The organism is Pseudoalteromonas sp. NZS37 (assembly GCF_015864265.1).
GTDB classification, from domain to species: Bacteria; Pseudomonadota; Gammaproteobacteria; order Enterobacterales; family Alteromonadaceae; genus Pseudoalteromonas; species Pseudoalteromonas arctica.
This window is the reverse complement of the sequence record NZ_JADYXL010000013.1, coordinates 1-24,977: the sequence shown is the minus strand read 5'-3', so window position 1 is coordinate 24,977 and position 24,977 is coordinate 1. Positions and strand designations below refer to the sequence as shown.

General features: G+C 37.3%; 27 protein-coding genes. 11 read left to right on the top strand and 16 right to left on the bottom strand.

All coding sequences use genetic code 11. The annotated features are described in order from the left end of the window. The first annotated feature begins 5 nt into the window (after window positions 1-5). From I6F47_RS18440 to I6F47_RS18430, 3 genes are read left to right on the top strand one after another with little or no spacing between them, the layout of a single operon-like run. Window positions 6-992, top strand: coding sequence for a DUF58 domain-containing protein (locus I6F47_RS18440; protein ID WP_197103551.1), 987 nt, complete (start codon window positions 6-8; stop codon window positions 990-992). Beyond that, a complete protein-coding gene (locus I6F47_RS18435; protein WP_197184323.1) occupies window positions 992-2,962 on the top strand; it encodes a transglutaminase family protein in 1,971 nt (656 codons plus the stop codon). The genes I6F47_RS18440 and I6F47_RS18435 overlap by 1 nt, the downstream gene beginning before the upstream one ends. 8 nt (window positions 2,963-2,970) lie before the next feature. After that, the gene (locus I6F47_RS18430; RefSeq protein ID WP_010552808.1) at window positions 2,971-4,293 is read left to right on the top strand and encodes a Na+/H+ antiporter family protein; all 1,323 of its coding nucleotides are present in this window, start codon (window positions 2,971-2,973) and stop codon (window positions 4,291-4,293) included. A 273-nt stretch (window positions 4,294-4,566) separates the two neighbouring features. On the opposite strand, the gene I6F47_RS18425 is transcribed toward I6F47_RS18430, so the two are convergent. The 3 genes from I6F47_RS18425 to I6F47_RS18415 are packed head-to-tail and all read right to left on the bottom strand — an operon-like array spanning window position 4,567 to window position 6,672. Next, complete coding sequence (locus I6F47_RS18425) at window positions 4,567-4,998, bottom strand: acyl-CoA thioesterase (protein ID WP_007582749.1); 432 nt, start codon at window positions 4,996-4,998, stop codon at window positions 4,567-4,569. A 5-nt stretch (window positions 4,999-5,003) separates the two neighbouring features. Further along, a complete protein-coding gene (locus tag I6F47_RS18420) occupies window positions 5,004-5,822 on the bottom strand; it encodes a M23 family metallopeptidase (protein ID WP_024606894.1) in 819 nt (272 codons plus the stop codon). Next, a complete protein-coding gene (locus tag I6F47_RS18415; RefSeq protein WP_007582754.1) occupies window positions 5,815-6,672 on the bottom strand; it encodes a 6-carboxytetrahydropterin synthase in 858 nt (285 codons plus the stop codon). Before I6F47_RS18415 ends, I6F47_RS18420 begins: the two co-directional genes overlap by 8 nt. Window positions 6,673-6,875: 203 nt before the next feature. Between I6F47_RS18415 and fabA the strand changes: the two genes are divergently transcribed. Then, window positions 6,876-7,391, top strand: a complete 516-nt coding sequence (fabA, locus tag I6F47_RS18410) for a bifunctional 3-hydroxydecanoyl-ACP dehydratase/trans-2-decenoyl-ACP isomerase (protein WP_007582756.1) — start codon at window positions 6,876-6,878, stop codon at window positions 7,389-7,391. Window positions 7,392-7,458: 67 nt separating this feature from the next. On the opposite strand, the gene rmf is transcribed toward fabA, so the two are convergent. Further along, complete coding sequence (rmf, locus tag I6F47_RS18405) at window positions 7,459-7,629, bottom strand: ribosome modulation factor (RefSeq protein WP_002960897.1); 171 nt, start codon at window positions 7,627-7,629, stop codon at window positions 7,459-7,461. Window positions 7,630-8,038: 409 nt separating this feature from the next. Between rmf and acuR the strand changes: the two genes are divergently transcribed. Beyond that, window positions 8,039-8,674 carry an acrylate utilization transcriptional regulator AcuR gene (gene acuR / locus I6F47_RS18400; protein ID WP_197184322.1) on the top strand — a complete coding sequence of 212 codons (636 nt, stop codon included), beginning with the start codon at window positions 8,039-8,041 and terminating at the stop codon, window positions 8,672-8,674. A 49-nt stretch (window positions 8,675-8,723) separates the two neighbouring features. Next, window positions 8,724-9,716 carry an acrylyl-CoA reductase (NADPH) gene (acuI, locus tag I6F47_RS18395; protein ID WP_197184321.1) on the top strand — a complete coding sequence of 331 codons (993 nt, stop codon included), beginning with the start codon at window positions 8,724-8,726 and terminating at the stop codon, window positions 9,714-9,716. A gap of 43 nt (window positions 9,717-9,759) precedes the next feature. Here acuI and I6F47_RS18390 read toward each other — a convergent pair whose 3' ends face one another. After that, window positions 9,760-10,326 (bottom strand): hypothetical protein, encoded by a 567-nt coding sequence (locus tag I6F47_RS18390; protein ID WP_024593630.1) that lies wholly within the window; start codon window positions 10,324-10,326, stop codon window positions 9,760-9,762. A 194-nt stretch (window positions 10,327-10,520) separates the two neighbouring features. Here I6F47_RS18390 and I6F47_RS18385 point away from each other — a divergent pair, with 194 nt between their 5' ends. Beyond that, window positions 10,521-10,937, top strand: coding sequence for a VF530 family DNA-binding protein (locus tag I6F47_RS18385; protein ID WP_007582761.1), 417 nt, complete (start codon window positions 10,521-10,523; stop codon window positions 10,935-10,937). Between the two features lie 102 nt (window positions 10,938-11,039). On the opposite strand, the gene I6F47_RS18380 is transcribed toward I6F47_RS18385, so the two are convergent. After that, window positions 11,040-11,471 (bottom strand): DUF3859 domain-containing protein, encoded by a 432-nt coding sequence (locus tag I6F47_RS18380; protein ID WP_007582762.1) that lies wholly within the window; start codon window positions 11,469-11,471, stop codon window positions 11,040-11,042. Window positions 11,472-11,677: 206 nt separating this feature from the next. On the opposite strand from I6F47_RS18380, the gene I6F47_RS18375 reads away from it, so the two are divergent. Beyond that, on the top strand, window positions 11,678-12,685 hold the full coding sequence (locus tag I6F47_RS18375) for a YHYH protein (RefSeq protein ID WP_197184320.1): 1,008 nt from the start codon (window positions 11,678-11,680) through the stop codon (window positions 12,683-12,685). Window positions 12,686-12,698: 13 nt separating this feature from the next. Continuing rightward, a complete protein-coding gene (locus I6F47_RS18370) occupies window positions 12,699-13,223 on the top strand; it encodes a hypothetical protein (protein ID WP_165721876.1) in 525 nt (174 codons plus the stop codon). 112 nt (window positions 13,224-13,335) lie between these two features. Here the strand turns inward: I6F47_RS18370 and I6F47_RS18365 are convergent, their stop codons facing one another. The 7 genes from I6F47_RS18365 to I6F47_RS18335 all read right to left on the bottom strand — a co-directional run bounded on the left by I6F47_RS18365 (window position 13,336) and on the right by I6F47_RS18335 (window position 20,276). Beyond that, on the bottom strand, window positions 13,336-15,153 hold the full coding sequence (locus I6F47_RS18365) for a protein kinase domain-containing protein (protein WP_165721875.1): 1,818 nt from the start codon (window positions 15,151-15,153) through the stop codon (window positions 13,336-13,338). 198 nt (window positions 15,154-15,351) lie between these two features. Beyond that, a complete protein-coding gene (locus tag I6F47_RS18360) occupies window positions 15,352-15,801 on the bottom strand; it encodes a hypothetical protein (RefSeq protein WP_165721874.1) in 450 nt (149 codons plus the stop codon). 267 nt (window positions 15,802-16,068) lie between these two features. Beyond that, complete coding sequence (locus I6F47_RS18355) at window positions 16,069-16,728, bottom strand: NADPH-dependent FMN reductase (RefSeq protein ID WP_007377135.1); 660 nt, start codon at window positions 16,726-16,728, stop codon at window positions 16,069-16,071. A 143-nt stretch (window positions 16,729-16,871) separates the two neighbouring features. Next, entirely contained in the window at window positions 16,872-17,675 is an 804-nt protein-coding gene (locus I6F47_RS18350; RefSeq protein WP_165721873.1) for a hypothetical protein, read from the bottom strand. A gap of 393 nt (window positions 17,676-18,068) precedes the next feature. Beyond that, on the bottom strand, window positions 18,069-18,305 hold the full coding sequence (locus tag I6F47_RS18345) for a hypothetical protein (protein WP_165721872.1): 237 nt from the start codon (window positions 18,303-18,305) through the stop codon (window positions 18,069-18,071). 72 nt (window positions 18,306-18,377) lie between these two features. Then, window positions 18,378-19,391 (bottom strand): DUF5924 family protein, encoded by a 1,014-nt coding sequence (locus I6F47_RS18340; RefSeq protein ID WP_165721871.1) that lies wholly within the window; start codon window positions 19,389-19,391, stop codon window positions 18,378-18,380. Window positions 19,392-19,526: 135 nt separating this feature from the next. Continuing rightward, window positions 19,527-20,276, bottom strand: a complete 750-nt coding sequence (locus I6F47_RS18335) for an ATP-binding protein (protein ID WP_165721870.1) — start codon at window positions 20,274-20,276, stop codon at window positions 19,527-19,529. Between the two features lie 622 nt (window positions 20,277-20,898). Between I6F47_RS18335 and I6F47_RS18330 the strand changes: the two genes are divergently transcribed. Continuing rightward, window positions 20,899-21,876 carry a DUF1852 domain-containing protein gene (locus tag I6F47_RS18330; protein ID WP_165721869.1) on the top strand — a complete coding sequence of 326 codons (978 nt, stop codon included), beginning with the start codon at window positions 20,899-20,901 and terminating at the stop codon, window positions 21,874-21,876. 78 nt (window positions 21,877-21,954) lie between these two features. Beyond that, entirely contained in the window at window positions 21,955-22,989 is a 1,035-nt protein-coding gene (locus tag I6F47_RS18325; RefSeq protein ID WP_165721868.1) for a methionine synthase, read from the top strand. A 116-nt stretch (window positions 22,990-23,105) separates the two neighbouring features. Here the strand turns inward: I6F47_RS18325 and I6F47_RS18320 are convergent, their stop codons facing one another. From I6F47_RS18320 to I6F47_RS18310, 3 genes are all read right to left on the bottom strand, one after another. Continuing rightward, on the bottom strand, window positions 23,106-23,528 hold the full coding sequence (locus tag I6F47_RS18320; protein WP_197184319.1) for a retropepsin-like aspartic protease: 423 nt from the start codon (window positions 23,526-23,528) through the stop codon (window positions 23,106-23,108). A 101-nt stretch (window positions 23,529-23,629) separates the two neighbouring features. Continuing rightward, window positions 23,630-24,010 carry a hypothetical protein gene (locus I6F47_RS18315; RefSeq protein ID WP_197184318.1) on the bottom strand — a complete coding sequence of 127 codons (381 nt, stop codon included), beginning with the start codon at window positions 24,008-24,010 and terminating at the stop codon, window positions 23,630-23,632. 163 nt (window positions 24,011-24,173) lie between these two features. Then, a complete protein-coding gene (locus tag I6F47_RS18310) occupies window positions 24,174-24,689 on the bottom strand; it encodes a hypothetical protein (RefSeq protein ID WP_039487800.1) in 516 nt (171 codons plus the stop codon). Between the last annotated feature and the right edge of the window lie 288 nt (window positions 24,690-24,977).

Here is a 24,977-nt window from a genome sequence, read left to right as displayed (position 1 = left end):
CTTTTATGCCAAAAAAAACAGCTAAGCGCCCTTCCTTATTTAAGTCATTTAAGCGAAGTGTATTTAATAAGTTATTAAAAAATAAGCATTTAAAAAACTCAATTACACTTGAACACAGAACAATTTATGTATTGCCATCGTCCCTAGGTTGGTACTTTGTAATTGTGGCTATTTTAAACTTTGTAATGGGCATTAATTATCAAAATAATTTAATTTTAATAATGTCTTATCTTATGTTTGTGGTGATGATTATTGCTGTATTAATGGGCTACAGTAACGCTAAAGGCTTAACGGTTAAATTTAAAGATGCATTTAACAGTTACGCACCTCAAAAACCGAGTATTGTATTTGAATTACAAAGCCCTTCAGTAACCCAATCTATTAATTTAACATATCAAGGTAGTGAGCAAACTCACAAACATACCGACGAAGTTGATAGTAAGACTCAGTTACTTACACTCAACTTACCCTACAGCTCACGCGGTAAGTACTCAGTGCAACGTATTAAAATAGCGAGTAACTATCCCTTTGGTTTAATAACTGTTTGGAGCTACATTCAATTACAAGAAGATGTATTTGTATACCCGTCGCTTGAACAAGTACACAGTGATGCGCATGTTTCTGTGCTTGATGAGCAAGCCGATAAAGGTATTTCTACACAATCTGGTAGCGAAGAGTTTGAGTCGTTAATCCCACATTTACCAGAGATGGGCTTGCAAAGAGTGTCGTGGAAGCATTACGCAAAAACACAGCAGTTGTTAGTAAAAGAGTTTGTAGACTTTAAAACAGCGAATGCGCTCTTCGATTTTACGTTAATGAATGGGGATACAGAACAACGTTTAAGCCAGTTATGCTTTTTAGTGTGTGAAGCAACCGAAAAAAATACCCCTTTTATGTTAAAACTACCGAATAAAACAATAAATACAAATACCGGACAGCAACATAAGCAGCAGTGTTTAGCGTTATTGTGCTCATTTAATGGTGGTGAGTAATGGATATAATTAAAAACGAAAAAGTAATAAATTATTCGCTGTCTTTTATATATGCATGTTTAATTGTATTTTTTGTATCACATTTACCGCTTGTTTTTGTTGGTGTACTTACACTCATTTGTGCATGGAACTTTTACATAACGCTGAGTAATAAACCAAAGCCAAATGCTTGGCTGGCAAATATACTCGCAGGTGTGTCACTAGGTTTAATGCTCTACACAGTAGGCATGTCGGATACGGTTATTTTATTTGTGGCCATGCTGCTACTTGCTAGTTTATTTAAGCTGCTGCAGGCTAAAACCAAAAAACACTATCATGTAATTACAACGCTTACGTTTTTTTCACTCTCATCGGTGTATTTATTTAACCAAAGCATTTTAACGACTTTAACTGTAAGTGGTTTATACATATTAAACTTTGCAGTACTTGGCTTACTCGAATCCAAACATAATTTAAAAATAGCCTCTAAGCAAAGTGGTAAATTACTACTTTTAGCGCTTCCTTTAGCTGTATTTTTACTGCTTTTTTTACCAAAAATGCCCGCATTTTGGCAGCTTCCTGGGCCTAAGCTTGCAAAAACTGGGCTTTCTGAACAAGTCGACCCTTTCGATATTGCAAAGCTTTCAAATTCTGACGAGCTTGTGTTTAGAGCTAAATTTAATGAAGAAAAACCTGTAGCGCCTTATTATTGGCGAGCAATAGTTCATGATGAGTTTAATGGCAATGCGTGGCTTACGTCTGACTTTTTAAAATATAATAATGTAAAAACAAATACCCAGAGCGAAAATGATGAGCAACTTATCGCAAGCTACTCAGTTATTACAGAGCCTGCTACACAAAAATGGCTCTATGGTTTAGCGTATTCCAGTAGTAACTCACAAAATGTTGAAGGTAATTCGCTAGGTTTATTGCGTAAAAAAAGTCGTCAAGCTAAAAACTTACAATACGATGTAAATAGCTTTAACTTCACAGCTTTACCGCTTGGCGAATTTGAAGAAAAACGCTACAAATACCTCGCTTATAAAAAGAATGTAAAAACATCATCACTTGCTAAAAACTTAAAGCAAAATACATACTCTGACCGCGATTTTTACAATAGCTTATTACAATACTTTGCAGGTACGGGATTTACTTATACGTTAACACCCACTCCTATGAGCGGTGATAATACAATTGATCAATTTTTATTTGAAAACCAACGTGGATTTTGTGGTCATTATGCAAGCGCCGCTGCGTATATTTTTAGAACCGCAGGTATACCCGCTCGATTAGTAAGTGGTTATTTAGGCGGTGAATTAAACCAAGATAATAATACGCTAACAGTTCGCCAGTACGACGCACATGCATGGGTAGAAGTATATTTACAAAACGAAGGTTGGGTTATTTTTGATGCAACCGCTGTTGTAGCACCGGAGCGTTTAAATGGCTCACTTTCGCAAAACGAAGAGCTGAATGATGAATTTAAAAGTAATCTTGATTTTGGTTTAGTGAGTTTAAGTAATTTCCCCGCTATTAATTGGTTAAGGTTGGAACTTGAAAATCTCGATTATCAATGGTCTAGCTGGGTACTTGGTTTTGACGAAGAAAAACAAAATGATTTTTTAAAATCAATTTTTGGTAGTAAAAACATTTGGCTTGTACCATTAATGGTTTTATTAACAGCTGGTTTTTGTTTTGTAGGTTATTTTGTTTTTTTAAACTTACCAAAACGCCCGGCTAAATTAGCGCCTATGGTTAAAGAATTTTATGAAGTAAAAGCATGGGCGAAAAAACAAAAAATAAATACACCCGATAATTTAACACCGAGTCAGCAGTTACATTTTTTTGCTGACAAATTCCCTCGTTCTGCACAATCTATAAACACATTTAGTCAGTTATTTAACCAAGTACGCTATGGTAAAAAACCTTTTACGAAAGAGCGTAAAACTCAGGCTAAAGATCTGATAAAATTAATCAAAATTTCCAAATAGAGAATACTATGAATGCTGTTGTTATAGGCGTTATTTTAATGCTCGGGCTATCTCTGGCTCGCGTTAACGTCATTGTTGCCATGATCATAAGTGCTTTAGTTGCTGGTTTAACCGCAGGCTTGGGTATAAAAGAAAGTGTTGATGCATTTAATTCTGGCCTTTCTGCCGGAGCTGAAATTGCACTAAGTTATGCCATGCTCGGTGCATTTGCCGTTGCTATTTCTAAGTCGGGTTTAACACGTATTCTCGCTGATAAGTTACTTGCTAAAGTAAATGCTAAAGGCAGCGGGAATGAAACGTTTTTAAGTTACTTCATTTTATTAATTATTTTAGGTTGTGCAATTTCTTCGCAAAACTTAGTACCTGTACACATAGCGTTTATTCCTATTTTAATCCCGCCGTTACTCGTGGTTTTTAATCAGTTAAGACTAGACAGGCGTGCTATAGCGTGTATTTTAACATTTGGATTAGCAACCTCTTACATGGTGCTGCCTTATGGTTTTGGTGGTATTTACTTGTATTCTATTTTGCATAAAAATCTAGTCGATAACGGCTTAGACATTGTAAATACACAAGTCCCTATGGCGATGATTATTCCTGCATTAGGCATGTTTATAGGATTACTTATTGCGGTATTTATTACCTACAAAAAACGCCGCGAATACACCGAGCTCCCATTAACAACTCAGAGTAAATCGGCCGAGGTAGAAAACCCTAAAAAAGTAATGATTGTAGGGCTATGTGCGGTACTTGCCTCACTTGTTGCACAAAACCTAAGTGGCTCAATGATTTTAGGGGGTTTAGTAGGTGTAATGATATTTAGTGTATTTGGTGTAGTTAAGTGGGAAGAAAACGGCGACGTATTTAGTAAAGGCGTTGCGATGATGGCGATGATTGGTTTTATTATGATATCGGCACAAGGCTTTGCATCAGTTATGCAGGCCACTGGCGACGTAGCGAGCTTAGTACACAGCACAGCGGCACTTTTTGATGGTAATAAACCTTTGGCCGCCGGTGTTATTTTGTTAGTCGGGTTATTAATTACAATGGGAATTGGTAGCTCGTTTTCAACAGTGCCTATTATTGCAACTTTGTTTGTTCCTTTGTGTTTAGACCTCGGGTTTTCTGTTATGGCTACCGCTGCACTTGTTGGTACTGCGGGCGCTTTAGGTGATGCAGGCTCCCCTGCTTCAGACTCAACGCTTGGCCCAACATCAGGTTTAAATGCCGATGGGCAGCACGACCATATTAGAGACTCTGTTATTCCAACGTTTATTCACTTTAACATTCCACTGCTTATATTTGGCTGGATTGCAGCAATGGTGCTTTAAGTAGTATGCATGTAAGTATTCGTAAATTTAATTAAAAGCTAAATGTAACTAAAAAGGTATGTTTAAAGCATGCCTTTTTAGTATCCAAATCCAACAACTCTCACCCCTATCAATTCCCCCCCAGTTTGATTACTTTTTTTAGTTAATATTAACTCTGTTGTCGAGGTTATATTTAATGAATATTTAGTATGATGTGTTCTTTCAGGGGTTTTATATAAGCACCAATTAAGGTGCTTATATAAATTTACTTTACCGCATATTTAAAGCTTTAAATTAATCAAAACCATAAATCATTTTGTCGCATACTACCGGAGTCGGTCTGTGGTTATCATCGACTGCAACAAACGTAAAGCTACCACTAATGGCAGAGTGCTTATCATCTCTGTGCATAGTTTCTAATAATATATCTACATCAACTTTTAAGCTGGTGTTACCTACATGCACTACTTTAGCTATTAACTCTGCAAAAGTACCTGCTGGTATGGCTTCTTTAAAATCAACTCTATCGGAAGATATGGTAACCAAAGGTTTACGACAAAAACGAGTAGCTGCTATAAATGCCACTTCATCCATCCACGCCAGTGCATCACCACCAAATAAAGTATTGTGATGATTAGTACGCCCAGGAAATACAGTTTTAGTTACCGATGTGGTTGAGTCTTCAATACGCTGAGCAATTATTGCATCGCGATTTACGTCAGTCATAATCTCTACTTTTTGTTTGCTAATGTATCTTGCATTAGTAATGCAGGATCAAGGCGTTCGCCTTTCCAGTTAAAGCGCCAATCTAGGTGAGGACCCGTTACACGCCCTGTTGCACCAATTTCAGCCACTTTGTTACCTTGCTTAATTTTGTCACCCACTTTGACATCAAGCTTACTTAAATGAATGTAAGTTGAGGTAATACCATGGCCATGATCAATAATTAATGTACCGCCTGAGTAGTATAAATCAGGTTCAGAAAATACCACGGTACCACTAATTGGCGCGTAAACAGGAGAACCTGTTTTATTAGCGATGTCTAAGCCAAAATGCGGACGACGAGGCTCGCCATTAAAATAGCGCTGACTACCATAAACACCCGATATACGCCCTTCTGCAGGCTTTAACACAGGGTCTAAAAAGTACAGTAAATCAGAGTCAACTTCTCTCGCTTTACGAACAGCAACTGCTTCGCGGCTTATACGTGCACTGACTTCTTTTGCCGGTGAAACATACTTCTTAGCCACGCCGGTAATTTTATCAATTTCATATTCACGCTTAGTTATGGCTAGCGGCTGAGAATGCGATTTACCCGTGTTATCTACCCACTTTAAAGTATGAGTCGTTTCAGCGTCACGCCCAAAACCAAATACAAAGTCACCATTTGGCGAAAGTTTTAAGCTTTTACCATCTAAGCTTACTGATTTAGCGTTTTCTAGCTTTCCAGTAACTAAACCGCCTTGTGTTAAATGCCCTTTTAACTCAAGCGCCATAGCACTAAAGCTAGCAGAGGCAACAAGCGCTGTTGCTAAAAGTGTTTTAAACATAGCTAATCGATCCTTTTCCAACACCTTCATAAGCAGTCACTTTCACTGCTTTTTCTGGATATTGGGCTTTAATTTGGCCAGCTACATGTTCAGCAATACATTCAACAGTGGTGTCTACTGGTAAAATGTCGCAACGGGATTCGCTAATCGCCATTTCAAAATAGCCTTGTGCCGACGTGTAAGCAAAACATACATCACCCGCTTTGGCTGTTATGTGTTTTAAATCAGGTGCGTTAATTTGATCTTCGCTGGTGGCTAAGTAAATATCTTCCCACTTTTGAGACCATTCTTTTTGCAAGCGCGGCATAGAGATGCCATCTAGGCTAATACCAATTTGAGAACGATGCCCATGAATAATACGTTGGCAATTACCGTCATGCTTTTTAAGGCCATGGCTGTAATGATAGTAAAAGCTTTGGCTGTGCTCAGGCTTAAGAGACAGCTCAATTTTTTCAATGTTATCTGGTAGCTTCGGTAAAATAGTCGCAATTAAAAATTCAGTAACCGATTCAACCGTTACTTCGTCTGCGTTAATCATGCAATAAGCTTGATGAGGAGCACTCATAGCTAAGTGGTTGTTTTCACCAAATGTACAGTCGAGTGTTTTATGCTCGTCAAATTCAGATACAGTGCCATTAAGGCCCGTAGGAATTGCTAATCGGTGATCAATACACTCATCTATAATGCCTTTAATTTGCTTTTTAACTAAACCAAAGTCTAAAACCATAGACTCTTCGTTAAGTTTACCGTGCAAAGTTAAATCAACAATCCAGCTCTCGCCAACGGCGCCGCGTTTGTTACATAAGTAAGAAAAATCAATCACAGTTAGTGAGTTAACAAAAAGGATCATAAACTTCCTTTAGACTGGTTATAAGACAGCGCTAATTATAATGATTTCTGATTGTAATTGCGCGGTTTTATAGTGCAAAAACCAATCGCGCTGATTGATTGGTGATTTTATGTGCAATATTTTGATTTTTTAACTGCTCCGAGTTGTTTAGCGTACAAGTGTACGCTAAAGTACTTGGCAATTTCTAAGCGAAGATAAGTGTTATGGAACCTAAAAATAGCTATACAAAAGAAGATTTGATCCTGTGTGGTCAAGGTGAAATGTTTGGTGAAGGCAACTGCCGTTTACCAAGTGACAACATGTTAATGATGGACCGCATTACCTCTATTACTGCTGATGGCGGAATTCATGGTAAAGGCGAAATTGTTGCTGAGCTTGATATTGACCCTAGCCTGTGGTTTTTCGATTGCCATTTTAAAGGCGACCCAGTAATGCCAGGTTGTTTAGGATTAGATGCTATGTGGCAACTAGTTGGCTTTTACTTAGGTTGGTCTGGTGGCCCTGGTCTTGGTCGTGCGCTAGGTGTGGGTGAAGTTAAATTTACTGGCCAAATTTTACCAACTAATAAAAAAGTAACTTACCGTCTTGTAATGAAACGCGTAATTAAACGTAAATTGTTTATGGGCGTTGCCGATGGCACTGTAGAAGTAGATGGCCGAGTAATCTACGAAGCAAAAGATTTAAAAGTGGGCTTGTTCCAAGACACTAGTGCATTTTAATTTTTAAACGCACAAACAAAAAGGCCTCCAATTTGGAGGCCTTTTTGCTTAAATTCGATTATTGATTTTAGGTTTTGTACATGTTGCGGTTTTCAATCGCTTCACGCCAACCTCCTAACCACTCTGATTTTGGATCTACTTGTTGATAAGGGCATAGCTCTTTTGAGCGACCTGCTAAACCTGCTTTAAAACCTTGAGAATGAGCTCTTTCTAAACGATCTCTTTTCTGTCTCTTCATCGGTAATATCCTCACCTTTTTATTTATATATTGTGTAGCATTAGTGAAATCTACATTTAATGAATAGTTAATAAAAATGTAAAATTCAAATTGTAAAAGCAATTAAATTGTTTGACTTTAACTAAGCTGCTGATGCAAAAATGAATTAACATTTAAAAAAGTAAGTGGTCATACAACATTTAATTTGACCGGTTCGTAATAACAAATTGGCGATTTAATAATCGCTAAAAAGCACTTGTGTGCTTTAATTGTGACCGACTAATATTGACTAAGTTCCAAACAAAAATGTAATCGTGACGCTTTTATTTCATTAATCTTAAATTAGTAGCCCGCTCCTAAATTTGAACTATTTTTAAACAATTTAAATTTATACTTGATTATTTAAAGTCGATCGGTCTAATATGAGTTCATGAACAAAAACACATCAACACCAATACGCCGTGGTCGCCCACCTAAAATAGCCAGAGAAAACGCCGATACAAAAGCGTTACTTATTCGCACGGGCCTAGAAACCCTAACTGAATTTGGTTTTAGCGCCACGGGGCTCGATACTATTTTAAAAAAAGCGGCTGTACCTAAAGGCTCTTTTTATCATTACTTTAAAAGTAAAGAAGCCTACGGTATTGCGTTAGTTGATGCATACGACAGTTATTTTATTGCCAAGCTTACCCATTACCTACAGCAAGAAGATGTCCCCCCACTTGAGCGAATCGTTAATTTTACTCAAAGCGCAATTAAAGGGATGAAAAAATACGATTACAAACGTGGCTGTTTAGTCGGTAACTTAAATCAAGAGCTTAACCATTTAAGTGATGAGTTTAAAACCAGATTAATGCAAAGCTACACAGCTTGGCAAAACTATGTAGAGGTTTGCTTAAACCAAGCTAAGCAACAAGGCACTATTGCAAGCCATGTAAATACAAAATTGATGAGTGAGTACTTTTGGATTGGTTGGGAAGGTGCTGTTATGCGCGCCAAGCTCACAAAATCAAATACTCCACTTACTTTGTATACAGAAATGTTTTTACGCGCATTATTAACCTAATGCGTTTTTATTTACCAATTAAAAGACGATCGGTCTAAAAGGATATCCCATGAGTAACCCAATTAAAGCCATTGTTATTAATAAAGAAGATAATAACTATAGCGCTTCATTATCAACTATCGAAAATAGTGATTTACCAAACGAAAACGTATCTATCGACGTGCTATACAGCACACTTAACTATAAAGATGGTTTAGCAATTACTGGCAAAGGCCACGTTGTACGCAGTTTTCCTATGGTGCCAGGTATTGATTTAGTGGGTACGGTTACAAATTCCACCAGCGATGAATTTAAAAACGGCGATAACGTAATATTAAATGGCTTTGGTGTAGGTGAAAAACATTGGGGCGGGCTTGCTCAAAAAGCAGCACTTAATAGCGATTGGTTAATCCCCTTACCTACTGGTATTTCACCAAAGCAAGCGATGCAAATAGGTACAGCCGGTTATACCGCCATGCTAAGTGTTATAGCGCTTCAAAAACAAGGTATTACGCCTGAATCTGGCGAAATACTGGTAACAGGTGCCAATGGTGGCGTAGGCAGCTTTGCTATTTATTTATTAAACCAACTTGGGTTTAACGTAACAGCGGCAACGGGTCGATTAGATCAAAGTGAGTATTTAAAAGAGTTAGGCGCTTCACAAATAATTGACCGAAATGAGCTTTCAAACCCGGGTAAGCCTTTGCAAAAAGAGCGATTTGCAGCGGCAATAGATTCAGTAGGTAGCCATACACTTGCCAATATTTGTGCATCATTAAAATATGGTGGCGTAGTAACCGCCTGCGGACTTGCACAAGGTATGGATTTACCAGCATCGGTGGCACCCTTTATATTACGTGGTGTATCTCTTATAGGAATTGATAGCGTAATGCGCCCTAAAGCCGACAGAATTGAAGCATGGGATCGTTTAGCTAAATTAGTAAGCGCCGATTATTTAGATAAAATTTCGACAGAAATATCACTCGAACACGTAATCGATAACGCAGAGCAACTTATGGAAGGTAAAATTCGTGGTCGTGTTGTAGTTAATTGCCAAAGTTAATTAAATAATAAGCCACATAGTAATATGTGGCTTAAACGTTTAACTAGGCACCGAATGCAGCTAATTTTTCAGCTAATTCTGTTTTAGTAATCAAACCCATTTCTTCTTGCTTTTTAAGCTTGCGAATGTTGTCAAAGTTATCTAGTTTTAAACGTGCTTTAGCTAACTTTTCTTCCATTTCTTCTTTAGATAAAACATCAAGTTTTACTGCTTTTTCTAACTTCTCTTTTTCTTGATCATATTCTTTTTGAAAAATTGCTTTTTCTTGAATTATAATTTGATCTTTTATTTTCTTTTCGATTTCAATGGCTTCATCTTCAAGCTCAATCTTTTTCTCTAAAAGAGGTTCTATTCTTGATAAAGGCTCTTGTAAAGCAACTTCAACATTTTCACCTTGGTTAGCTAAAAGGTTCTCAACATATTTTTTACCAATATCTTTGTAACCAATATTAAGCTGACCTTCGATTGAAGTGATTTCTGAACGAATCGCTGAAAGTTTTGCGTTTTCTTTTGCTGAAGTAGCAATATCACTACTTAGTTTTGATGTAGAGTCACTAATATTTGAGCCAATAGTGCTTGCTTGAGTTTTGATCTTATTAAAAAGTCCCATTTCGTAATATTCCTTAATCTTTAATACTATAAATTGGCATCTTGCCGTATTTTATAAAGCTTTTTAATATTACCGATTATTTAAACACGTGTAAATTTTATCTTTCAATTCATTGTATGTGTAGATTTTAGAGTATCAAAACTTATAGATAAAACTTATAATGCAATTTGAATTTTAATAATGAGGCAACACCTATGAGCAACCAAGAACTTTTCAGTAATAACCCACTGCAAGGCGTAAAATTAGAACAAGTGGTTGAAGAGCTGGTTGAACAATACGGGTGGGAACTCCTACACGCTTATTTACAACTTAACTGCTTTAAAAATAATCCTGATGTTAAGTCTGCGGTTAAATTTTTACGTAAAACACAATGGGCACAAGAAAAAGTAGATAACTTTTACCTTTACCGCCTTAAAAACTTACCTAAGCCTGATGATGTTCAATACGAACTACCACCACGAGATCGTGTGATCCCAGCTGATCATAAACCGGGTGAGCCGTGTGAACTTAGTTTTGTTGATGCTAAACGTATTGTAGAGAAAAAAGAATCTAAGCAACGTGCTCGCGATCGTAAGCAGCGTTCTAATTCTAGTAACCCTTGGGGTAACTAAAAACTTACTAATTTAAGGTTGAAGAGCTGTTTATAAATAGCTCTTCGACTATTTTCTCATTAACTTCAATTATATCCGCCTTACATAGCCAATAAATAACAATTAGTACCCTCGGTTTTTCCAAAAATCTGTTTCGGTGCGCTCTGCCTCTAATGCCACATTAAAAGTTTTATCAGCAATGATTTTTCCATTTAATTCAATCGTCATTCGCCAATCACCCAATTTATTTTCTATTGGCAGCCAAAGCGTATCGCCTAAATAAAAGTTCCAATCACTGTTTTTAACGTATACATCGCCTTCAAAAGGATCCATCACATCACCGTTACTACCTGGAATATCAGGATGGTAAATACAATAATGAAGCTTTTCGCCTTTACCTTTTTTGATATTTACGATTAAGCCAAACTCAATATCTACCTCAGCTATTACATTTGTTGTAAATTGCTCTATTTGTGGCAACGCTTTACTTTCACTATCCCACTTAGAGTAAATACCGTGACTTTGTAACGTCACTACAGGTTTTGTTTTAGCCATTAAGGTAGCCTTTTATGTTAGCTATTTTGGCATTAGTTTAACTTTTTGAAATTTTAAAATAAAACACAATCTCATAAAGTTAAATCTCAACTTAGCTTTAATACTCCGCCTATTTACATAATTGCTAATTTGTCATCATTGTTTACACACTATTTGCACAATTGCTGATTATTGTTAGAGTAACTTAATTGATCAGGTAGGCAGCAATGAAACAATACGCACTTAATAATAAAAATCGAAATAGGATAAATGCTTTAAAGCTCACTTCTCTTGCTTTAATTGTTTCATCGTTAGTTGCATGTGGAGGTGGAGAAGGCATAGCTGATAGCTCAGAAACTACAGAAAGCTCATCACAAACCTCCACAGATAATGGCACAGGTACCAGCAGTTCAACCCAAAGTGTACTTTGTGAATATAGCTACAGTGAATATAACGAGTCAGAGTCAGTACAAGCCACCAGCGCTGCAGATTGGTCATGCACAGGAACTACACGCGACTTAGCAGCTAATGGCATACCCGATCACGAAGTAGGTACATTCCCTAATGCTGATAACCCAAATACTATTTCTGAACAATCAGTAAATGAAAGCTACACACTTGAGCCTATAGAAACAACACAAGCAACTATGCTTGGTGGTCCTCGTGGAATGATAGGCGTTGTACTTAATGGCATTAAAATAGACGCAGGCACAGGCGGAAGTTGTGATGATTCTGGCACCGATTGCGATTTAGGCGACAACAGCGGCAACTGGAATATAGAAGCCCTAAGCCAAGACACGTTTAGTTTTGGAACAGACGACAACAATGCACATGTACAACCCGATGGCACATATCACTATCATGGTATGCCAGAAGGCTTTGTAGCAATGCGAGGTGGCAATAGCACCACTATGACTCTAATAGGCTGGGCAGCAGATGGCTTTCCTATATATGCACGTTACGGCTATTCAGACTCAAGTGATGCAACTTCAGCCCTAACCGCAATGACCGGTAGCTACCAACACATAACAACCGTAAGCGCAAACCGCCCTTCTACCGATATATACCCATTAGGTACATTTGCACAAGATTGGGAATACGTAGCAGGCTCTGGTGATTTAGATGAATGTAATGGCCGCGTTGGTGTAACGCCTGAGTTTCCTGATGGGATATACCACTACTACGCAACAGACACTTACCCGTTTTTTCAACGCTGTGTTAAAGGCGAAGTTTAGTTAGGAGTAAGCTATGCCTTATATAAAAAGAGGTCTACTGAGTATGACTACTTTGGGTTTGTTGATTATGCCAAATTTAGCAAACGCGCATTTAATGGTTGCAGATCACGGTACGCTGAATTTTGTTGATAATAACGTGTTTATTGTGCTTTCAATCCCTATGTCGGCTTTTAAAGGGGTTGATGAAGATAAGGATGGCAAAGTATCAATAGTTGAGTTTAATGCTCATAAAAAACAAATAAGTAAGCGAGTTAAAAAGAACGTTTATTTAGCAGATCATCAGTATAAATTTACTATTGACGGACTTTTACTAAACCCAGAAGCGTCGCATACACATAAAAGCGACAATATAGACCAAGTAACCATTACTGGGCGCTACTCTTTGCCCAGTAAATTAACCAAAGTTAACTTTAACGTTAAGCTATTTAGTAACAATGAGCACAAGCAGCATTATCAAATAACAGCGACTAATAAAACGCAAAAGCTAACTCATCAATTTGAGCTAACACCAACGTCGCCCTTTAGTAAGGTGTTTTAATAATTAGTAATACTTACCTAATAATTAAGTGACAAAGAGTACAAGTTAAACAAACTTATGCTCTTTTTTATATTTTACTTCTTATTTAATACTCTTTAGTGAAGGGCTCTTTCTATAAAGGTACAAGCTTGGGGTTTTTAGGAAAGTAATGCTCTTCTTGCTGCTCACATAAACTAAACTCACGGGTGTTTTTATATGGGAGTTTCATAAAGCCCGCAACACCAACGTCCGTAATATTTACCGCGTATTGCATTAGTTTATTAAGAAGGCGTTTAAACTCAACCTCTTTACTCGAATCGAGTAAGCGGTAGTAATGGTGAATCTTCATTCTGTCGGGCAGTGCTTCAAAAATAATACACCCCGTATGATGAATTTGGTTAAGCTCAAATACGCACTTAATAACTTTTTTAGGTAGCTGTAGTTGCTCATCAGGGTCTTTACCGTCTTCAAAGTATGAATGCGGGCGAGTTATGTCGTTTGCCTTCATGCTGACTACTTCGTATTCAAGCTCTGGTAGGCTATCAAACTTAAATGCACCCGTGCCATCTCGCTCTAGCTGAATGGTTTTACGGGCATCAAACAAACAACACTTAAATAACCCTTTTTGATTAATCGCTTGCGCAAGCATCACCGTGTTATTAATCGCATCACTAAAGGCATCACCCAATGATTCGTCATGCATAATTAAAGACGATTCAACAAACATCGACTCATCCTTCCAATGAAAACTAAGCCCACCAACAACAGGGTATTTAGCTAATCGGCTTATTGATGCTAAAAATGCTTTTTCGTTATCGCCGGTATCAAACAAAAACTCTTTATAATAACGGTCAAGTTGCGCGTCGTTTATATCTAGTAATTGCTGATTATGATCGGCCTGGCGTAAAAACTGTTTTCGTGAACTATATACAACCGTGTCGGGTTGCTCGGCCTTGCCATACCAAAAAGGAATATCTGCTTTTTTTTGTTTTTTATCAAGCTCAGGTAAATACGCTTTAGCCATAGTTGTAATATTACGCATAAAGTAATCACCGGCACCATCACGTTGTGCCTTACTTTTAGAAAGCATGCCATCAATCACTTTAGCCAGCTCTTTTGGGAGCCCTAAGCTGCTTGCAGGGATGGCTTGTGCACCAAAGCGACACGATTGCGCCGACGCTAGCGCATACAACGTAGCGGCTACACCTTGTTCGTCAAATCGTGGGGATGATTGCTCCCCCGACATTTGCGCTTCACCAATAAAGTACACATCGCCCATACGCGCATTAGTTGTACTTAAATCGCCCGACATTAAATCCATAAAGTTACTCGCAACAGGGTTACCATCACTATCGAGCTGTGCATACACAGAGCTGCCCCAATCCACTAACGAAAGCGCATTAGTGTTTGCATCCCAAACAAGGTTTGAAGGTTTTATATCGCCATGCACTATAGGTTGTGGGCTAACGCCGTTTTTGTGACTACGTAAATCAATTAATACATTACGTAACCTAACAGCTAGCGCCATTATTTGCGCGGCACTAAAGCGCCCTGTTTTAAGCGATACTTTTTCAAGGTCCTCTCCAATGGCGCGCGCCATCATTAAAATCCCTTGTTTTTTAATTCGCTCAAAAGCATAAAAGGTAGGCACTAAGGGGTTATTAATTTGCGAAAGCATATACGCTTCGTCTTCTAGGCGGTCGCGTACACTTTGGGCAAGCGTAATACGCGAAAACTTAAATACCCAAGGTAAGCCGTTATCGTCATCACCTGCAAACACAAAACCAAAAGCACCTGAACCAATCATTTCAACGTTTTTGTAGCCCAGCAGTGTTAGCTGCTTAATACAAATATTAAGCCACTGGCGGTGTTTTTTAGCATCGCGGTGCGAAAGCAAATAAACAGATTGCTCTTCGTTGATATAAAAATTGCGGATTTCTTTGGCTTTCAATACAGGTACTCAAACTTATAAAACTAACCAATTATTAGTTTTATGTAATGAGATTACAATAGGTTAAATAAGAGTTTTGAAATCGTTGAATAAAACAGCGCTAAAGTAGCGCCAGAACAGTAAATTTAAGTGTAAACGTTAAAGCTCACAGTAAGCTTTTGCAATGCACTGTATATAAATACAGTGCATTGCTTTTTGCTAACTTTCAATAACACGAAGCTGCTTAAGTAATGACACATCTATGTGCGTTTGATAATAATATTTATTAGTAGCTCTACCACGGCTCATAAAATCGATAGTTACTCGTTTAGCTTCGCCTGTTACTTCTATTGTTTTATCAATAAAAAAGGTGTCTGCTGGTTGCCCGTATTTACTTTGAAGCTCTGCTACCACATTAGGCTGTATTGATACCGTAATAGAACGCCTGTCGCGATAATCAGTTTCGGTATTTAAATACAACCAACTACCCTGAGCTCCCGCCGCTTTAATATGAAACTGATAAGTACCAGCAACACCCTTTGGTGCACTTTGCTCAGTTAAAGCGATAAGGTTCATATTTGCAGCCGTACTTTGGCTCATTTCAATTTTATGGGGAACAGAACTACATGCACTAAGCGTTAGCACACTTAGTAAGGCTAGATATTTCAAGACACAATTTCCTTGTTTCTTACACCAATTCGCATAATTCAGTAATCTATTTTGAAACAAGAAAATCGTGTCGATAACAAAGCAAAAATTTCGTTATTGAGCTGTTCTATATCAGAAACTTTTAATGCAGTTAGCGATTTAATCCCTTAAATTGATTAACTATTATTGCGAATTGGTATTATGCATTATTAAAAATATGTAGCGTTAATGATACCACTATATGCAGCCATGTTTCTATAATCAATCCAAACAATTAGTTAGCGGGTATTAAGGCGCATTGCGCTGAGAAGGATCTGTTTTAAAGCTTTTTAGCAAACTTTGCGGGTCAACCACCTCGGTATGCTCTTTAGCAGCCTGCGCCCACCATATTAGTTGGCCAAACGTACGTGAGAAATAATTAAACCACGATGATTGACTCTCTCCTGCAACAGGTTTGCCATCCTCACTAAACACATCTTGCGCTTTTGGCACGTGGATCATCGCCGATACCGGTAAACAGCCAAGTTCAGATAAAAAAGTACGCATGCTAATGGCCGCTCTTACGCCACCCCACTGTCCTGCTGAGTAAGTTACTATTGCACTTGGTTTATACGAAAATAGTGAGCTACCAAAATGATTAAGTAAGTCAGCGAGGGCTGGACTCATGCTGTGATTGTACTCAGGACTAATCATTATATAACCATCTGCGGCTTTAATTTTATCAGCTAAAAGAGTGAGCTCTGTAGGTGCATTACTTTTAGCGTATGCAAAATGTGGTTTAAATACGTTTTCGCTAGGAAAATCCAACGCATCAATTAGCTCAAACTCATGATCGCCAAAATGCTCTGTTAAGCATTCTATACAAGCCCTAGAAACCCTTAAACCTAAGCGAGCTGGCTTTGGTGGTGTACTATCGCGTACTGTGCCTAAAAATACTAAAAACTTCATATGTAATTCTCAACTGTGTTTAAACGATAGCTAAACACTAACATTTTTTAGTTATTGTGTATTACACATACGCATGGTTTATTGATTCAAAACATACGAATAATTTAAAAGCTGTAAACTCACCCTCGAAAAGCAAACACGCCCTAGTATTGATAACTTAGCCCTACACCACCCCAAAATATATTTCGAAGTGTCTCGTCACCTACAAAGCGTTTTTCATCTTTATTAACTGCAATGCTATAGCTTGTATATGTGTATAAGGCTAACTGATTAAAAAGCTGATACGACAAGTTTGCAGTAAACTTAACGTTGTTTACTCCGTTGTGCCCATCACTAACATACCCCGCGTTAAACCCCACGCCTGATTGAATATCTACTGATAATAAATCGTTAATATAAAAATCTTTTTTTACTGCCAACTCCAAAAATGTACCGCTGGCATCAAATGAATGATAAACACTACTTAACAACTGAATATCGTCTGCATAGAGATAAGCAAAGTCGAGGCTTAGCTCATTATCGTGAGCATCAATGCCATCTTCGCGAGCTTTAATATAGTTATAACCTACATACATCTCTACTCGCTCAGATAAGTGAGCGGTATAAATGGCATTTAAATTAAGCTCTGAATAATCACTACTAATACCTTTTGCGGCCCAAGGGATCACCGCAAAGTTTTTATAATTAAACTCAGTAGCAATTGATGCAATACCATTACCGGCAAGGTTATCCCGACCTTCGGTTACATATCGGCTTTCCCATAATGGGTGAATATGTAAATCAAACTCTTTATTTTTGTAATTTACGTCAGTATTGGTATGCTTAATATTTCCGCCTACGCCCACTTCAAGCTCTTGATAGTGCTCTTGTGTTTTTGCTTGTGCGTAAGCTGTATTTACTCCCGCTAGAGTCGTAATAACAAATACATATTTTAAATAGTGAGTCATTTATTAAGTCCAAAACCATCATAAATGGTAAAAAGTGGCGCATAGTATTGTTATAAAACGTGTTAGCGCAATAAATGGATGCATATATATTGTTTTATTTATTAGATTTGAAGTATTTACTAAGTATTACCCATAAACTACAAGTTGCAATTAGCTCGGATTTCAACCAACAAACCAAAGCTATATACGCACCGAGCAATGCTCTAGCAGGTACTTAATTTAATAGTAAAATGATAGTTATAGTACTCACGGTGAGGTGTTCCCTATTGCAAAAACAGGAAAAGTATAAGAAGGAAGTGTAAAAAAGTGCGGTAAAGGGGAAAACTATAAGCAGCAATAACTCATTAAGCTGCTTATTATTCTTAAAATTATTAACCTAATTTGTTGGCCAGTTTAGTGACTTAAATAAGCCATAACGGCAAAGAGTGCAACATAAAAACAAAAACCGAGTAAGAAGATTAAGTCGACTCTTCTAGCTTTACTCGCTTTATAAGATGCAAAATCCTTAAACTCGCTTTTATACTGCCCAAACGTTACCACTTTTAATAGCAGCCAGCCGGTCGAGTAAAATAAAAAGCTCAAACCAGTATCAACTATTAGCCAAATAAAAATATCAAATGCAATACTCATTAACTATGTCCATTAGTTTGGAATGCAAAAACTATATCAGCTATGTGTTTAAAATACAGCCAGCTAAGTTAATTAAGGTGTAACAGTAAATTTCGTTAAACCTATTAACTGACCTGATTCGGTGACTACTTTTACTTGCCACTTACCAACAGAGTCACTAGGGAAATTTACTTTGTGTGTCCACGCTCTATAACCTAGTTCTCTCCCACCGTTTATATTTAACGTGATCCGATCAACTTCTTTTTTATTATGAAGCCACACATGAAATATTTTTTCGTTTAAGCCTCTTGGTGCTTTAACAGCAGTCCAACTATATAAACCTTGATGGTGCAGCGTATAAGAATCTAAATGTTTAATACTCCCTACTGGCTTTTTATGCTGTAAATCAACTTCATGAGCTAACGTAATATCGGTTAATCGCAGTGCTGCAGGAGGCACATAGCTTCTTAATTGCCACACTGCTGTGCTTAAAGCACATAAAATCAATACAAGAATAGGAAAACGCCACCAGCGAGCATTAGGCATTAAATTGTTTAAACTCGGAAGAGTAACCACTACAGCAGTTACAAGTGCGGCAGCTAAACTTTGGCTCGTTGTAAGGTTTAACAAAATAGGTAACGTAACAAGCAAAACAACAAATAAAGCAAAGTTATGAAACACGCTAAATAGCGTGCGGTTTCTAGCAAGTTTTTTATAATAAAAGGGATCGATAACCGATATAACTGCACACAAAGCAATAAGGGAAGTAAAAATTGCTTGAGGATGATTCCACTGCGTAACCGCTAAAAAAAATGGCAACGCAAAAAATAGGCTTTCTTGCTGCACCATTTGTAGCGCAAAACGCATTACATTAGGCGATACCGCTACACCAAACTTTTCTTCTACTTTATCACGCAGCCAATTATCAATAATTAGCCACAACCAACTAATAAGTAAAAATATCGCAATAAATTGCGAAAAAGACTCTTTTCTGTCTACAAGTGCAAAGCTAGCAACGCCCGACAAAAACGCCAACACAGCCAATAATCCAGGCCGCTTTTGCATCGCGCTTATAAATTTAGCGATTATATTTTTACAGTAATCCATGTATGAGTGTTTCCGTACGGGTTCGTACTTTATTATTTTTATTCAGAGTATGATTAGTTTAACTAAGTTTAAATGAACAACAGATAGATGGATGGATTCAAACGCGTCATTTACCAGTAAATCAAACTAACCATTTTAATTAAATAAAAGCCCGGCATAGCGCGTCATTGGTACGTTTATTAATTTTTGTAACGCGTGAGCCTTAGCAAGTAATTCGTCTTCACTAAGTGCAGGCATTTTATTGTTAAAAGCGAACACAATTTTATTACCGCCTTCAATAATAAAACTAAGAACCTTTCCTGCAAATTCTTTCTCAAGTAGTTGATCAAACACTTCCCTTTGCCCAATTTTGGTATGGCAAATATTAAGTACTAAAACACCATCTAAAGTGAGCGCATTTTTACAATCACGTAAGTAGGATGATTGCACCTGATCTGACTCCATCCCTTCTGAGCTATATAAATCAGAAAAAATAACGTCCGTTTTTATCTGCGTTTTTTTCATGTAGTTTGCCGCATCATCAATATGAATAAACAAACGTTCTGACACAGGGACTTCAAAATATTTTATAGCCATATCAGCAACGGCTTTGCGGTATTCAACGGTATGTATAGTCAGTGCAGGAAACGCATGATAAAGACTTTTTGCTATAGAGCCCGCCCCAAGTCCCATTATCATCGCGGTTTTTAAGTGCGGAATAAAAAAAAGCGCAGCCATCATAGCTTGCGTATAAGCTAAGCTTAACCCGTTAATATTATTTAATTTAATACAGCTTTGATAAATTTTTCCGTCAAAGCTGAGAATAAGATTCTTTTTTGTTTCATATACATAAACAGGGCCATGCTCATCAATAGTTGATGCAATACAAGTGCCTTTGATATCCACGAATACTCAATAGGTGAGGTGATGAAAAACGAGTATAACTTACTTAACGCACTGGCATTGCCATTAATATGGTTTATAGCCTTTTATTAATTTACAAGCATTTATATACGTACTCAGAAAAGTCGGTTTATCTTTTGAGATTAGATTAGCTAAGGTATCTACTTATATAGCTAGATGGAACTTACCCGTGACGACATTTATTATAAACAGCGACGCAATATGCTAAAAACTTAACTAACATACTGATATAGCTACAAAAAAACTATTTGAATATTCCTCATGTTCAACATGAATAAAGTACACACCAACGACAAGGAAGTCTAAACGGCTAAACATCCATCCTTTATTTTTACCGATTTATGCCTTTTTCTCGCCAATTGCTACGTAATCGAATCTAACAATAGTGATTAATGAATATGACTCATGTTTTATGTGAAATTAAACCGTTTTTCTTCATATACCAATCAACGTATAAATTACTCATCCCTTAGCGCTAAACACTATTACTAACAACTTAAAGCTGCTGAATACCTAAACCAGCTAAGCCAGCTAAGTAAGTTGCAAGGCTAATAGAGCGCAGAGCATCAATCAGGTTTAAATTATAAAATTGGATATAAACACGATGAAAAAAGATTTTACATTTAATATTAAGAGCGTTTCACTCGACGAAAATTATCATCCATCAACTAATACGCGTATCACAACCAACTTTGCTAATTTAGCCAGAGGTGAGTACCGCAAAGCAAACTTACGTAACGCCTTAAACATGATTAACAACCGTTTTAATGCCCTAGCCCACTGGGATAACACCAAAGGTGAGCGTTATGCTGTTGAGCTTGAAATTATCTCTGTTGAAATAGGTATTGAAGATGGCGGCGAAAGCTTCCCCTCTATCGAAATATTAAAAACAAATATTGTTGACCATAAAACTAATAAGCGTATTGAAGGCATTGTAGGAAACAACTTTTCATCGTATGTACGCGACTACGATTTTAGCGTTCTCCTACAAGAGCACAATAAAGGCAAGCCTCAATTTAGCATTCCAGATGACTTTGGGGTTTTACATGGCAAGCTATTTCAGTCATTCGTAAATTCGGATACATACAAACAAAACTTTAAAAAACCACCGGTTATATGCCTAAGTGTGTCAGATAACAAAACCTACAACCGCACCGAAAACCAGCACCCGGTACTTGGCGTTGAATACGAACCAAATGAATCGTCTTTAACTGAGCAATACTTCAAAAAAATGGGCTTACAGGTACGTTATTTTATGCCACAAAATAGCGCCGCGCCTTTAGCATTGTTTTTCTTTGGTGATTTACTTAATGATTACAGCAATCTTGAGCTTATAAGCACCATTAGTACGATGGAAACGTTTCAAAAAATCTACAGACCAGAAATTTATAATGCCAATGCAACAGCGGGTAAATCATATAAACCAAACTTAAAAAACTTGGATCACTCACTAACGCAAATTGTGTATGACCGAGAAGAGCGCGGCAAGTTAGCGAATGAGCAAGGCAAGTTTGCACAAGAGCATTTTATCAAGCCGTACCAAACGGTTCTTGAGCAATTCTCTACTCGCTATCTGTCATAACAACTAATAGTAACAACCAGTAATAACGCGCTTAACGCTACGTTTAATAATTAACTAAAATATACGGCATTATTTATTATGAAAAAATTACTACCTACATCTACCGCTGGCAGTTTACCTAAGCCTTTATGGCTTGCAGAGCCAGAAACACTTTGGTCACCTTGGAAATTACAAGGTGATGAATTAACTCAAGGCAAACACGACGCCCTACGCTTGTCATTATTCGACCAGCAACAAGCAGGCATTGATATTGTTAGCGATGGCGAGCAAACAAGGCAGCATTTTGTAACTACATTTATAGAGCACCTAAATGGCGTTGATTTTGAAAAGCGCAAAACAGTAAAAATTCGTGACCGATACGACGCAAGTGTACCTACCGTTGTGGGCCCTGTTAGCCGTCAAAAGTCTGTGTTTGTTGAAGACGCCAAGTTTTTACGCAAGCAAACCAAGCAACCAATAAAATGGGCATTGCCAGGCCCAATGACAATGATTGACACGCTTTACGATGACCATTATAAAAGCCGCGAAAAACTAGCGTGGGAATTTGCCATAATTCTCAATCAAGAAGCAAAAGAGTTAGAAGCCGCAGGCGTTGATATTATTCAATTTGACGAGCCCGCGTTTAATGTATTTTTTGATGAAGTAAACGACTGGGGAATTGCCTGTTTAGAGCGCGCAATTGAAGGGCTCAAATGCGAAACCGCCGTGCATATTTGCTATGGCTACGGCATTAAAGCCAATACAGATTGGAAAAAAACACTAGGAAGCGAATGGCGCCAGTACGAAGAAGCATTCCCTAAGCTTCAGCAATCTAATATCAATATTATCTCATTAGAGTGCCATAACTCACATGTACCAATGGATTTACTAGAACTCATTCGCGGTAAAAAAGTAATGGTAGGCGCTATTGATGTAGCAAATCATACTATCGAAACGCCAGAAGAAGTAGCTAATACGCTACGTAAAGCACTCCAATTTGTAGATGCCGACAAACTCTACCCATGTACAAACTGCGGCATGGCTCCACTACCTCACCATATAGCTAACGGCAAATTAAATGCCTTGAGCGCAGGGGCAGAAATTATAAGAAAAGAATTACTAGAAGAGAATTAGAAAAGTAGCTTTAAAATACAAATTGTAAACAATAACAGCTGTCGCACCATGCCATAGTAAAATTCATAAACATGGTGCGTTAGTTAAAATCTACTAACAAAGTTTAGGTTAGATATTTAATTTTTTTTATTAAAAAGCTCTAACCTATTTTTTGAAAAATCGATAACTGCTTGGTATTGAGTAAAAAAAGGAGAGCCTAACAAGCCATGTACTCCCTTTTCACCACCCGCCACCTGTACATGGTCAAGATTAAGTGACACAAAGCCAGGACTTTCAAACAAGGCATTTCCAAACTCTATTGAATGAACCTCTACATCCCCCATTGCGTGATCAGAAGTGCCCAAGCCTGCTGCATTCTCAACATTTAGTGTCTCTTCAATGCCTAGCTCACTTAGGCATCCCCTGTCTAAAACAGATGTTCCAGCGCCAGTATCTAAAATAAAACGTAACAATTTACCGTTAATTTTAGCTTCAACAATTTGGTGGCCTGTTTCTGATATTTCAAACTCAATTACAGTTTTGCCTTCAGATAAATTCATATACGTTCCTTGTTATAAAGTTTTTAAAATCTTACTTACTATTTTCAGCTTCCCACAATTAATAGCCAAATTTTACTAGTCGCCCATCTCAAGGCGTGTTGTTAGGTAACGTTTATCACCTGAGGCTCAATATTTGTTAAAACATGAATAATTTCATTTGTAGTCATTACAGAATAATGAAACAGCTTATTGTTGTTTAAACTGAAAGTATTCGTTTTAGTTTGAGCATACTCCAATAAGCTTGAATCAGAATATACGCCAATGACGCCCGAATCACGGTTTTGATGATAGTCATGAAAATGGCTACTTTCATCATAAGTTTCGAATAAAACGGTATTTGTAAACACAACCATAAACCTTACGGGATCATCGTCTTTTATATAAGTTTTAAGGTTCAGTGTTAGTAACCCATCAACATACGATAATTTGTCTAAGCTCCAGTCTTGGTAATTATTTGTGACTTCATCGATGGCAGTATTCATTGAATTACCTAACGAGCCAGCTGATTAACTCGTTTTTATTTGTTTTTATTAATAAACAAACCATAGCTGAGTTCCTATTTTGCTTCAATCTATTAGTGTTTTCATAAAATTTAGAATGGTTGTCTAGTTTATTTAAGAATGGGGATACGCTTTTATTATTTCCCTAAGTCTTTTTATTATTAGGGTTTTCGAAAGCATCCGCAAGAGCTTGAAATACCATTTCAGGCTCACCAGATTCAATATTAATCCGACTAAAATACCTTGCTTGCCAATGCCAAAATTCAACTTCAAAATATTTTGCTAAATATCTAGAATCCGCCTCTTTAATATCTACCATAAAATTTAACTTTTTATAGAAATGTTCAATTTTAGATATTTTTTGCCACTCTTCCGTAGATAGTTTTCGGTAAAGACTATCCCAAGATGGGCTTTCAATTTCTAGCATCGACTTTTTAAGTGCTTTACTTGCATCATTACGAATCTGAATGTAATCCGGAGAACTGTATTCTTGTATCAGATCAAGAGCTCTATTTTTTCTTTCACGATTAGTTTCATGGATAACTATTAAAGTTGCAGAAAGCCCTGCACCAATACCCGCTCCCAGGAGTGCAGCCCCAAGACTACCTGTTAATGCACCGACTACCGCACTAAAAACACTCGTAATTGTTATTGCTTCCATTACCCCTCCAAGGGATCGATTAATACCGACCAAACCAGACAGACACTTTAATTGAACAAACAAAACTGTGCCACAAAATTAGCTCTTCAGATTCAAAATTTATCTTTTATAAAACTAAACAAGACAGCCACTCTATTTTTAATCTGGCTATTCACTTTTAGGTTGAGAATTTATCTTTTAATATTGGGTTACTTTTATTTCATCCATTAAATAAGTCATTAGCACGTTAAAACCTGAATTACACGCATGATAATAACTACATAATTGCAGTTTTAATGTTTACTGAAT

Excerpts from the sequence above, each read along its gene's own strand:
- I6F47_RS18440 (WP_197103551.1), top strand. The coding sequence starts at position 6 with ATGCCAAAAAAAACAGCTAAGCGCCCTTCCTTATTTAAGTCATTTAAG.
- I6F47_RS18435 (WP_197184323.1), top strand. The coding sequence starts at position 992 with ATGGATATAATTAAAAACGAAAAAGTAATAAATTATTCGCTGTCTTTT.
- I6F47_RS18430 (WP_010552808.1), top strand. The coding sequence starts at position 2,971 with ATGAATGCTGTTGTTATAGGCGTTATTTTAATGCTCGGGCTATCTCTG.
- I6F47_RS18425 (WP_007582749.1), bottom strand. The coding sequence starts at position 4,998 with ATGACTGACGTAAATCGCGATGCAATAATTGCTCAGCGTATTGAAGAC.
- I6F47_RS18420 (WP_024606894.1), bottom strand. The coding sequence starts at position 5,822 with ATGTTTAAAACACTTTTAGCAACAGCGCTTGTTGCCTCTGCTAGCTTT.
- I6F47_RS18415 (WP_007582754.1), bottom strand. The coding sequence starts at position 6,672 with ATGATCCTTTTTGTTAACTCACTAACTGTGATTGATTTTTCTTACTTA.
- fabA (WP_007582756.1), top strand. The coding sequence starts at position 6,876 with ATGGAACCTAAAAATAGCTATACAAAAGAAGATTTGATCCTGTGTGGT.
- rmf (WP_002960897.1), bottom strand. The coding sequence starts at position 7,629 with ATGAAGAGACAGAAAAGAGATCGTTTAGAAAGAGCTCATTCTCAAGGT.
- acuR (WP_197184322.1), top strand. The coding sequence starts at position 8,039 with ATGAACAAAAACACATCAACACCAATACGCCGTGGTCGCCCACCTAAA.
- acuI (WP_197184321.1), top strand. The coding sequence starts at position 8,724 with ATGAGTAACCCAATTAAAGCCATTGTTATTAATAAAGAAGATAATAAC.
- I6F47_RS18390 (WP_024593630.1), bottom strand. The coding sequence starts at position 10,326 with ATGGGACTTTTTAATAAGATCAAAACTCAAGCAAGCACTATTGGCTCA.
- I6F47_RS18385 (WP_007582761.1), top strand. The coding sequence starts at position 10,521 with ATGAGCAACCAAGAACTTTTCAGTAATAACCCACTGCAAGGCGTAAAA.
- I6F47_RS18380 (WP_007582762.1), bottom strand. The coding sequence starts at position 11,471 with ATGGCTAAAACAAAACCTGTAGTGACGTTACAAAGTCACGGTATTTAC.
- I6F47_RS18375 (WP_197184320.1), top strand. The coding sequence starts at position 11,678 with ATGAAACAATACGCACTTAATAATAAAAATCGAAATAGGATAAATGCT.
- I6F47_RS18370 (WP_165721876.1), top strand. The coding sequence starts at position 12,699 with ATGCCTTATATAAAAAGAGGTCTACTGAGTATGACTACTTTGGGTTTG.
- I6F47_RS18355 (WP_007377135.1), bottom strand. The coding sequence starts at position 16,728 with ATGAAGTTTTTAGTATTTTTAGGCACAGTACGCGATAGTACACCACCA.
- I6F47_RS18350 (WP_165721873.1), bottom strand. The coding sequence starts at position 17,675 with ATGACTCACTATTTAAAATATGTATTTGTTATTACGACTCTAGCGGGA.
- I6F47_RS18345 (WP_165721872.1), bottom strand. The coding sequence starts at position 18,305 with ATGAGTATTGCATTTGATATTTTTATTTGGCTAATAGTTGATACTGGT.
- I6F47_RS18340 (WP_165721871.1), bottom strand. The coding sequence starts at position 19,391 with ATGGATTACTGTAAAAATATAATCGCTAAATTTATAAGCGCGATGCAA.
- I6F47_RS18330 (WP_165721869.1), top strand. The coding sequence starts at position 20,899 with ATGAAAAAAGATTTTACATTTAATATTAAGAGCGTTTCACTCGACGAA.
- I6F47_RS18325 (WP_165721868.1), top strand. The coding sequence starts at position 21,955 with ATGAAAAAATTACTACCTACATCTACCGCTGGCAGTTTACCTAAGCCT.
- I6F47_RS18320 (WP_197184319.1), bottom strand. The coding sequence starts at position 23,528 with ATGAATTTATCTGAAGGCAAAACTGTAATTGAGTTTGAAATATCAGAA.
- I6F47_RS18315 (WP_197184318.1), bottom strand. The coding sequence starts at position 24,010 with ATGAATACTGCCATCGATGAAGTCACAAATAATTACCAAGACTGGAGC.
- I6F47_RS18310 (WP_039487800.1), bottom strand. The coding sequence starts at position 24,689 with ATGGAAGCAATAACAATTACGAGTGTTTTTAGTGCGGTAGTCGGTGCA.